General features: G+C 54.3%; 10 protein-coding genes. 7 read left to right on the top strand and 3 right to left on the bottom strand.

Features of this window, described 5'->3' with window-relative positions:
• The 4 genes from ACTHYN_RS07970 to ACTHYN_RS07955 all read left to right on the top strand — a co-directional run.
• On the top strand, positions 1-855 hold an 855-nt coding region (locus tag ACTHYN_RS07970; protein ID WP_441811923.1), incomplete at its 5' end, for a 4Fe-4S binding protein.
• A 27-nt stretch (positions 856-882) separates the two neighbouring features.
• On the top strand, positions 883-2,706 hold the full coding sequence (locus tag ACTHYN_RS07965) for a nitric oxide reductase activation protein NorD (RefSeq protein ID WP_441811922.1): 1,824 nt from the start codon (positions 883-885) through the stop codon (positions 2,704-2,706).
• A gap of 1 nt (position 2,707) precedes the next feature.
• Complete coding sequence (locus tag ACTHYN_RS07960; protein WP_441811921.1) at positions 2,708-3,298, top strand: cytochrome c oxidase subunit 3; 591 nt, start codon at positions 2,708-2,710, stop codon at positions 3,296-3,298.
• Between the two features lie 12 nt (positions 3,299-3,310).
• Positions 3,311-3,550: a cytochrome C oxidase subunit IV family protein gene (locus tag ACTHYN_RS07955; protein ID WP_441811920.1), complete on the top strand. Its 240-nt coding sequence runs from the start codon at positions 3,311-3,313 to the stop codon at positions 3,548-3,550.
• A gap of 68 nt (positions 3,551-3,618) precedes the next feature.
• On the opposite strand, the gene ACTHYN_RS07950 is transcribed toward ACTHYN_RS07955, so the two are convergent.
• Both ACTHYN_RS07950 and ACTHYN_RS07945 read right to left on the bottom strand, forming a co-directional pair.
• Positions 3,619-3,993 (bottom strand): hypothetical protein, encoded by a 375-nt coding sequence (locus ACTHYN_RS07950; RefSeq protein ID WP_441811919.1) that lies wholly within the window; start codon positions 3,991-3,993, stop codon positions 3,619-3,621.
• Complete coding sequence (locus ACTHYN_RS07945) at positions 3,959-4,747, bottom strand: CbbQ/NirQ/NorQ/GpvN family protein (protein ID WP_441811918.1); 789 nt, start codon at positions 4,745-4,747, stop codon at positions 3,959-3,961. The genes ACTHYN_RS07950 and ACTHYN_RS07945 overlap by 35 nt, the downstream gene beginning before the upstream one ends.
• 281 nt (positions 4,748-5,028) lie before the next feature.
• Here ACTHYN_RS07945 and ACTHYN_RS07940 point away from each other — a divergent pair, with 281 nt between their 5' ends.
• Positions 5,029-5,739, top strand: coding sequence for a Crp/Fnr family transcriptional regulator (locus ACTHYN_RS07940; protein WP_441811917.1), 711 nt, complete (start codon positions 5,029-5,031; stop codon positions 5,737-5,739).
• Here the strand turns inward: ACTHYN_RS07940 and ACTHYN_RS07935 are convergent.
• Positions 5,736-6,299, bottom strand: coding sequence for a Yip1 family protein (locus ACTHYN_RS07935; RefSeq protein WP_441811916.1), 564 nt, complete (start codon positions 6,297-6,299; stop codon positions 5,736-5,738). The two genes, ACTHYN_RS07940 and ACTHYN_RS07935, sit on opposite strands and share 4 nt — an antisense overlap.
• Before the next feature lie 124 nt (positions 6,300-6,423).
• On the opposite strand from ACTHYN_RS07935, the gene ACTHYN_RS07930 reads away from it, so the two are divergent.
• Both ACTHYN_RS07930 and ACTHYN_RS07925 read left to right on the top strand, forming a co-directional pair.
• Complete coding sequence (locus tag ACTHYN_RS07930) at positions 6,424-7,578, top strand: NnrS family protein (protein ID WP_441811915.1); 1,155 nt, start codon at positions 6,424-6,426, stop codon at positions 7,576-7,578.
• 259 nt (positions 7,579-7,837) lie between these two features.
• Positions 7,838-9,430: an antiporter gene (locus ACTHYN_RS07925; RefSeq protein ID WP_441809530.1), complete on the top strand. Its 1,593-nt coding sequence runs from the start codon at positions 7,838-7,840 to the stop codon at positions 9,428-9,430.
• The last annotated feature ends 27 nt before the right edge of the window (positions 9,431-9,457 follow it).

Here is a 9,457-nt window from a genome sequence, read left to right as displayed (position 1 = left end):
TTGAATATTTTTCGCTATGACTTAACGGAAACCCGGTTTGTATTGTTCGGGTTTCCGCTTTCGTTCAACCTGAATCTCGACTGGGTGGTGCAAAGTTCCCCTATGGACGTCGCCAGCCAGGTTCTGCTGTGGTTTATTCTCCCCATTCTGGTGTTGGTTCCCCTTGTGTTGTGGGTTGCCTGGAAATGGGGGCGAATTTATTGCGGTTGGCTGTGTCCGCACTTCTCGGTGGTAGAAACCATCAACAACCTGATGACACGCATTACCGGCCGCCCCACCCTCTGGGAGGCCCTGAAAAAAGGTCGTCGTGGCAAGGTTATACACTGGGCCGGTTTGACGTTGGTTTGCGCCTCAATCGGCTTTTCCTGGGCCCTGGCTTTGCTTTCGTATTTGCTACCGCCTGTTCCACTCTATGTCGATTTGGTGACTGGCAGTCTGGGCTTTTATCCAAGTATTTTTCTTGCCGTAGCAACCACGGTTTTTACACTGGACTTTCTGTTTGCGCGCCACCTTTTTTGCAAATACGGCTGCGTATTTGGCGTTGTACAGAGCATTGCCTGGATGACCCATGGCCGCGGACAATTGGTCACCTTTGACACCACTCGCGCAGCGGCCTGCCGCGACTGCACAAAAGCCTGCGACGCCGCCTGCCCCATGCGGCTGCCAACCCGCAGCCATAAACGCGCAAAATTTTCCTGCACCCAATGCCTGCAATGCGTGAGCGCTTGCCGTGAGGTGCAAAAAGACAATCCCGAAGGCAGTCTGCTGCACTGGCAGCCAGGCGAGCCAAGCCGGCAGACTGTTTTGATCCCTATACACCAACTTGATAGCCAGCCTGCCAAGCAGCGGGCTTAACAGCGCTTGAAATGAAAGGAGCCTGAGATGGAAGAGTGGGTCGGCTACAAATGGCATGAGTACATTACCCGCCAGGCTCTGGGTGAATTTCCCGAGCACGCCGTTTACCTGAAAGATGAGGCCCGCAGTCTGGGCATTGTGTTCCGCGCCTTTGGGGGCGACCCTGCCCTCAGTTTGGTGACAGCAGAACCCAGACACTTTCGCTTGCGTCGCCGGTTTTTGCACAAACTTGCAGGTACCCACCGAAAATTTGAACTGGCATGGCGGGATGAGCAGAACCTGCGTCTACCTGAAAGAGTGGCCAAATTTCCATCCGAAAGCTTAAACCGGGATCTCTATATCTGGCTGGCAGCACTCGCGGCTTCGCCTGCGACCACCGATCGCGGCTGGTTTACCGGTAATCAGTCGCTGGTTCAGGACGTCATCGTGCGTTGGCCGGGGCTGGAAACCGTCTATCAGCGCCTGGTTAAGTACGTTTTGCACTGGCGCCCCGAGCCAGAGAACCTGTCTGAAGCCGAAGCCATCCGCGAACAGGCAATCCGGCAAGCTCTTATCCACCCGGGCAGCGTGCCCGCCCTACCCGCTGCCGACACCGACCCCTGGCCGGTCATCCTCTGGTTATACCCGGCGCTGGAACAAGGCAAAGCCAGCGGACCCGTAACCGGCGATGAAGACACTCAATCCAGCCCCGGAGGACTGACCAAGAAGAACAAGCGCCGACAAGCAGAACGAGTAGATGCTTTCGATCGCGATCAAGGTTTGATGATCTTTCGCCTGGAAAGCCTGTTCTCCTGGACAGACTTCATTCCGGTTGACCGTGCAGGCGATGATACAGACGAAGAAGATGCCGAATCGGTGGCGGATGATATGGATATGATCTCCGTTTCTAATGATCGCAAGGAAACATCATCGGCTATCAAATTCGATCTTGACCTACCCTCGGAGGAACACGACGATCTGCAGCTTGGTCCGGGCATTCACTTGCCGGAGTGGGATTGGCGCAGCCAGAGCTATCGGCAGGCCTTTTGCTGCCTGCAACCCATGCTGGCAAAAGACGCCGTGCCCGCAGACCTCCCGGAGGCACTGCGCCGACCGGCAAAGCGTTTGCAACGCCAGTTCAGTGCACTGAAACCCCTCAAGCAATGGCAAAAACGACAACTGGACGGCGATGAGCTGGATCTGGACGCTTGTCTGGAACGGGAAGTTCAGAGCCGGCGCGGCCAAGGCGCTATCGACCAAAAACTGTTCCAGCGTTGCCAACAGAATCAGCGTGATCTCGCCTGCCTGGTACTGGCGGATGTGTCACTCTCGACCGAGACTTATATAAACAACCATCAACGGGTCATCGACGTTGCCCGGGATGGCTTGCAACTGCTCAGTGAAGCCCTGCAAGCCAGTCGCGACCCGTTCGCCCTGTTTGCGTTTTCATCAAGACGACGCGACCACGTAAGGTTCCATCACCTGAAAGGTTTTGATGAAGCTTACACCCCCACCATTCGGGGCCGGATTCAGGCGTTGGAGCCGGGCTTTTATACCCGCATGGGCGCCGCGATTCGCCAGGCCACGAAGCTGCTGGTAGCACGTCATGAACAACAGAAAATCCTGTTATTGCTGACAGACGGAAAACCCAACGATCTGGACCAATATGAAGGCCGATACGGTGTGGAAGACACCCGCATGGCAGTGCAGGAAGCCCACAAAGCCGGTCTTACGCCGTTCTGTGTCACCATTGATGACGACGCCAGCGAATACCTGCCTTATGTGTTTGGCAGCAATAATTACGTGGTGATTCGCGACCCGGCACAGCTACCGTTACAGCTCCCTAAACTTTACCTGAACCTGACACGTTGATATGACAGACCCAGCTCTTGAACCCGGCCCGGAACCCGGCGCTCGCCAGCTTCCGGGGGATCTCGCCGTATGGATTTTCATTTTTGCTGAGCTTGCCGTATTCGGCATTCTGTTCATCGGCTTTGCCGTTGCCCGCAGCCTCGACCCAGCCACGTTCCACGCCGGTCGTGAGATTCTTCATCCATGGATCGGGTTGCTGAATACCGCTGCGCTGATCACCGCCAGCTATTTGGTCGCGACCGCCGTAAACCAGTTTCGTAACAAACTCTCCGGCGTGCAATGGCGCCTGTGGCTTGCCGTAGTGGTTTCCAGCATTTACACCGTTGGCAAGCTGTATGAATACGTGAATCTGTATAGCCAGGGTTATAACCTGGGCACAAACACCTTCTTCATGTTCTATTTCTTCCTCACCTTCTTTCACTTCATGCACGTGATCCTGGGGCAGATTATTCTGGCTACGTTAGCCGTAAAAATCGGCAATGGAGACTACGACGGTTCCGATATGAATGGCATGGAGTCTGGTGCCTCTTACTGGCACATGGTGGATCTGGCGTGGCTGGTGCTGTTCCCAATAATTTACGTGCTGGCCTAGGGAGAGCTAACAATGTTGACGGTCTATTTTGCCCTGATGATTTGCACAGCCTTGCCGGTAATTGCACTAAAGGCCGGTGTAGGGCCAGAGTTTCTGGCCTGGCTGGTTTTTGGGATGGTGATTGTGAAGTCCCTATTGTTGGTGGATCACTTTATGGAAATGAAAAACGCGCCACGTGGATGGCGCTTGGCAGCTCATGCATGGGCGCCTGTGGTAATCATTGCTGTTGCCGGGTTCCATACCATCACATAATCACTATAAGTTGTATAAGCACCAGCGCAGAAGGCCTTCTGCGCTGGTTTTACGCTCAACTTATCAGGCTAGAGCCACTTGGCCGGAAAGTAAGGCATCTTCTCCGACATAGCTTGGGCCAGGGAAACCATGCCCCAAAGTACAAACCCGGTGTGCAAGGCAATGGCCCAAACCAAAGAAAATGTTCCGAAATGCCCCACGTCGCCGAAGAACATCCAGCCGATGGCAACACCCGAACTGATCAGGGTAAAACCAATCAGCGACATAAACAGGGCTGCTCGGGTATGGGCCCGCCGCAGTTCGTTAACCTCTGAACTGCGGATAAACAACCAGAGCAATACCACAAAACCAATCACCGGCGTTGCCAGCAGGTTCAACAAATACCAGATTGTTGGAACAACCGCTCCACTAGCGGGTTTCGTTCGGGCGCCCGAATACTGCATATACCACCTCCATCAATGAAATAACGGTTGCTTCGTCGTCTGAGAGCGGCTCGATCATGCCCGCATGGCAGGCGGCTGGCGCTGGCAAACCGGCACGGATCAGCAGAGCCGTGTGAATCAGTAGCCGCGTGGACGCCGCTTCTTCCAGGTCATGGTCTTTAAGGTTGCGCAGCGCTGTCGCCAGGCTTACCAGCTGCTTCGCAAGATCGCGGTCGCAGCCAGATTCCTCCACTACGATAGTTTGCTCTGCCTCTTCAGAAGGGTAATCAAATCTCAGCGACACAAATCGTTGCCGCGTGCTTGGCTTCATGCCCTTGAGCAGGCTTTGATAACCCGGGTTATAAGAGACAACCAGCATAAAGCCGGGCGCTGCAGCCAACAGTTCACCAGTGCGCTCTATCGGCAACTCCCGGCGATCGTCCGCAAGCGGGTGCAACACCACAGTTGTATCTTTGCGGGCTTCAACCACTTCATCAAGGTAGCAAATACCACCTTCGCGAACCGCGCGGGTGAGCGGGCCATCCTGCCAGTAAGTACCGTCGGGGCCGATCAGGTGTCGTCCAACAAGATCGGCGGCCGTCAAATCGTCGTGGCAGGCGACGGTATAGATGGGTCGATTCAGCTTCTCAGCCATATAACGCACAAACCGTGTTTTACCACAGCCTGTGGGGCCCTTGATCAAAACAGGCAGGCCGTTATCAGCGGCAGCCTGGAACATCTCTACTTCATTACCAACCGGCTGGTAAAACGTCATTTTCAGAAACCCTTGGTGCTTGATGCTTGATAATTTGACTTACATTCATAGCCGAGCCTGTGTAAAAGCGGCGAACGAACACTCGCCATCTCCAACATTCATAATTAATATTTCATATATTGGTTTAAACGAAACACCTTCACAACGACCCTTTAGTTGTACCCCTGACTTGGTAGACACCTGCCTCTAATGAACAAGCCTGTTAATGATTTAGATCATTTTTGGTTCGATTTTCTGTTACCATTACCCGTACATCATCTAAATTTATCATCAACGGTGCCATGACTCGCAACTATAGACCCGACGTGTCGTCCTCCCCTTGCATGCTGGGAGAAAACAACCCAGACATCACCCTGCCGGAGCCAGCGCCGCAATCCATGGCACTGCTCAACGGGCTGAGTCGTGTATTCGGTATAAGACTGAGTGATAAACAGGACACGCCAGACACCCGGTTTTTAAACGACCTGACGAAGCTGTTTCACCAACGCCGAGTAGACGTAGAAGCCCAGATGGAGAAACACGACACCCCCTGGGCCAACGTGTATCTGATTCAATATGGCATAGTGCGATTGTTTCGGGAGTCGCCCAGCGGCAAGGTTGCAGTGCATCACTTCTTTACCGAAGGGGACATGGTCTGGCCGGTGTTTGGCCGTAGCCGCACTGTGCGCAACACCCTGTGCCTCACCAGTGTTACACCCGCCACCGTGTGGGTTGCCGATTTTGCCGAATTCCGCGCCGCCATTCAGTCCCACGGTGAGGGTCTCTGGCCCAGGTTCGCAATGGCTCTGACCGAGGAGCTGGCGGAATTGGCCAGCATGCGGGAATTCCGCAAGCACACCATGTCGGCAAGAGAGCGCTATCAACTACTGCTTGAAGAGTATCCGGAATTGGTCAAGCGTGTACCAGACAACCAGCTTGCCTCTTGGCTTGGCGTGGTGCCGGCAACGTTTTCACGCCTGAAAACCGGCTCCATATCGCCGCCCGGAGCTTAAAACGCCCAAACCATCGCCATAAGCACACCCCAAGCCAATAGCGACGCCGCCATTACCGTGTAGGTGGCCGACATGGTAAGCACATCGTCAGGACTGCGATGGCACAGGGCTCTAAGGCCCTGATACACAAGAGTGCAGGAAAACACCATCGCGGCCATCACCGCTATTACGCTGACGGCCACCGCAGGTATGAGCAAGGCCAGCGACGACAACCAAAGCGGCAAAGGCGCAATTGCGGCGAGCAGATACGCGTTGTTGTAACTGATCTCCAGTTTATGGCTTTCTACCACTGCGTGGATCAGCCAGCCCATCACAAAGAACGTCAGCAACTCTGCCAGAAAAAGGATCGTGGTGATAAAGCGCCATTCCTTACCGCCAAACCCGGCAATAAACTCATCGCCGTAATGGGTTCCCGCGTAGTAAAGCAACACAGGTGGCAAAAGCGACATGGGCACCACAATACACCATGCAAGCACGGGTATAGACAAATCCCTGCGCTGAAGTTCACCCCAGCCTCCATTGCTGGAAAATGGAAGTTTAAGCAAGCTGGCGACGTTCATGGTAGTTCTCCTTGCTCTCAGGCTGGCGCATTTGCCACACATGACAGTTTTTGCAATATTGTGGCGGCTATTATCTACTATTTTTAGGCGCCTTACGCCAAACCGTCAATCAACAGGGATGATCTTGAGCAAGTTAAACACCAAGCGCGCGCCCAAGCCCCAAGCTTTCTGGCTGTTTTTTCCTGCTGCAAGCCTGCTTGCAGCCATTGCGGTTCCACTATCCGTTTGGGCTGTATGGTCCGGCACAGGCTGGCCGGCGGGCTTGCTGGACGCCGGACACGGCCATGAACTGATTTTCGGTTTTGCACTGGCCTTAGTGGCCGGTTACACGCTCGGCCCTCAACCGAAAACCCTCCTCTATCCACTTTTTGGCCTTTGGCTGGCAGCACGTTTAAGCTGGATATTCCTGCCACACAGCCTTTTGGCACAGCTTCTGGGCCCGGCCTTTGCTCTGCTGCTTGCCTGGCATGTAGTGCCTCGCTTCAACGCGGCCAAAAAATGGCGAAACCGCATGATTGCGCCATTAATTTTACTGCTGTGCCTGCTTACTCTGGCATTCTGGTTTTCTACCGCGCTAAATATACCCTATGCATTTTGGTTACCAGGGCCCTATAAACTGATGCACGCGGCTATCACAGGGCTGCTGTTACTGATGACATTCATGGGCGGAAGACTCATTGCTCCTGCAGTTGCCGGCACGCTGGAAAAGAAAGGTATTGCGTTAGAGGCGCGCGTTCAGCCACGCATTGAGGGCATGCTGATTATTGCGTTAGGAGGTGCCATTTTTCTGATGGCATTCCCGGTAGCAGACTGGATAACAGGCAGCCTGCTATTGGCCGCCTCTGGTCTTATCACCCTGCGTACCCTGCGCTGGAAACTCTGGCTATGCCCAGAACGGCCGGATTTACTGGTACTGGCCGCGGGCTACCTCTGGCTGGCCGTTGGCGCACTGGCTACCAGCCTGGCACTGCTAAGGGGCACTGCAGTGGCCCCCGCGTTGCACCTGATCACTATAGGCGCGCTGGGCACTTTATCCACTAGCGTAATGCTTCGCCTGGCCTGGCAACGAAGCCACCGCAAGTCGCCTGCTGCCGTGGAGGTTTTCCCCATTGCGGCGTTGCTTTCTGCTGCTGCCATCAGCCGGTTTATGGCAGGCGACGCACCTTTCAGCGCGCCGATACTTTTGTGGCTCTCCGCCAGCTTTTGGGCGCTGGCCTATCTGTGGCTAACCGTTAGGCTCCGCATTCTTGCCAAACACGCGAAAAACCGCAGGAAATGAATGGCTACCTCTCCTGCGCCAACCGCGACAATGATTACCCCTTTAGTAATAGCCCAAACGCATCTCTTTGAATAATAAAGCTTTAATTGCCCGCCGACCCCCTTAAAACAAGCGCTCATAATAGCTCCCTATCTGCTTAGCCTTTTCCTTGATAAATATCATGAATACACAGGGACCACACTTTGCACAATGGTAACGAGAAGCCCAGATACCCCGCCCAATGCGGCATTGGGGGCACGCAAACCTAGGGAGCATTGTTATGGCCAAGACCAACGCCGATATCGAACACTGGGATGTCGAGAATGAAGAGTTCTGGGAGCAAGAAGGTAAACACATTGCTTCCCGCAACCTTTGGATATCCATCCCCAGCTTGCTAATAGGTTTTGCCGTATGGCTAATGTGGGGAATGATCACTACCCAAATGCAAAACCTGGGTTTTTCATTCTCCATAGAGCAGTTGTTCAGTCTCTCCGCAATCGCCGGTTTGTCTGGCGCAACCTTACGAATTCCCGCTTCGTTCATGATCAAAATCGCCGGCGGCCGTAACACCATATTTTTGACTACCGCATTGTTGATGATCCCGGCGGCAGGCACCGGCATCGCGCTGATGAACCCGGATACACCATTTATCGTGTTCCAGGCTCTGGCACTTCTGTCCGGTATCGGTGGCGGCAACTTCGCATGCTCCATGAGTAACATCAGCTCTTTCTATCCCAAGAGCAAACAGGGCTATGGCCTGGGAATGAATGCTGGCCTGGGTAACTTCGGCGTAACGACCATGCAAATCCTGATTCCCCTGGTGATGACCGTAGGGGTGTTCGGCTTTCTTGCAGGCGATTCCATGCAACTGCAAAGCCCAAGCGGCACACTGATCGGTCGTATCGAAGCGGGCACTGAAACCTGGATCCAGAACGCCGGCTTTATCTGGTTGTTATTCCTGATTCCCTTGGCATTCGCCGGTTGGTTCAGGATGAACAACCTGAAAGTGGTTACCCCCAATCCGGGCAACCCGGCTTCAGCATTCGGTAAGATTCTCGGGCTTTACGGCGTGGGTATCCTGACCTCTGTGCTGGGGGTCTGGGCGCTTAGCGTTATGAACATGTGGCTGGCCCTGCCACTGACAATCATCCTGACCGTGGTTCTGTTGCGCCTGATACCCGGTGACATCAAACCCAACATCAAAAACCAGTTCGCCATCTTCAGCAACAAGCACACCTGGTCCATGACGGTGTTGTACATCCTGACTTTTGGCTCGTTCATTGGCTTTTCGGCAGCGCTGCCCCTGTCTATCAGCATCATTTTCGGCAACATGATGGAAGTAGCGGCCGACGGCACTGTTACTCGCGTGGTGAACCCGGATGCCCCCAGCGCCCTCACCTGGGCCTGGATGGGTGCCTTTGTTGGCGCACTCATACGCCCCGTAGGCGGCTGGATCTCTGACAAAATGGGCGGCTCCATCGTTACCCAGATCATTTCTGTGATCATGGTGGTGGCGTCGGTGGCCACCGGTTACGTGATGATGCTGGCCTACAACTCCACTGATCCGAACAGCTACTTCGCCCTGTTCCTGATTCTGTTCATCGTGATGTTCGCAGCCAGCGGCATCGGCAACGGCTCTACTTTCCGCAGCATTGGTTACATTTTTAACCAACAGCAAAAAGGACCAGTGCTTGGCTGGACCAGCGCCATCGCCGCCTATGGCGCTTTCATTGCGCCCAAGCTGCTGGGCCAGCAAATTCAGGCTGGTACTCCGGAAGTGGCTATGTATGGCTTCGCCGTGTTCTACGCGCTTTGCCTGGTAGTGAACTGGTGGTTCTACCTGCGCAAAGATGCCTACATCAAAAATCCTTAATCACAACACTATGACCGAACCATGCCG

It is taken from the genome of Marinobacter sp., assembly GCF_052091845.1.
In the GTDB taxonomy this organism is placed as follows: Bacteria; Pseudomonadota; Gammaproteobacteria; order Pseudomonadales; family Oleiphilaceae; genus Marinobacter.
The sequence above is the reverse complement of the archived record's forward strand: the minus strand, read 5'-3'. Positions and strand labels throughout refer to the sequence as shown.

Excerpts from the sequence above, each read along its gene's own strand:
- ACTHYN_RS07965 (WP_441811922.1), top strand. The coding sequence starts at position 883 with ATGGAAGAGTGGGTCGGCTACAAATGGCATGAGTACATTACCCGCCAG.
- ACTHYN_RS07960 (WP_441811921.1), top strand. The coding sequence starts at position 2,708 with ATGACAGACCCAGCTCTTGAACCCGGCCCGGAACCCGGCGCTCGCCAG.
- ACTHYN_RS07955 (WP_441811920.1), top strand. The coding sequence starts at position 3,311 with ATGTTGACGGTCTATTTTGCCCTGATGATTTGCACAGCCTTGCCGGTA.
- ACTHYN_RS07950 (WP_441811919.1), bottom strand. The coding sequence starts at position 3,993 with ATGCAGTATTCGGGCGCCCGAACGAAACCCGCTAGTGGAGCGGTTGTT.
- ACTHYN_RS07945 (WP_441811918.1), bottom strand. The coding sequence starts at position 4,747 with ATGACGTTTTACCAGCCGGTTGGTAATGAAGTAGAGATGTTCCAGGCT.
- ACTHYN_RS07940 (WP_441811917.1), top strand. The coding sequence starts at position 5,029 with ATGACTCGCAACTATAGACCCGACGTGTCGTCCTCCCCTTGCATGCTG.
- ACTHYN_RS07935 (WP_441811916.1), bottom strand. The coding sequence starts at position 6,299 with ATGAACGTCGCCAGCTTGCTTAAACTTCCATTTTCCAGCAATGGAGGC.
- ACTHYN_RS07925 (WP_441809530.1), top strand. The coding sequence starts at position 7,838 with ATGGCCAAGACCAACGCCGATATCGAACACTGGGATGTCGAGAATGAA.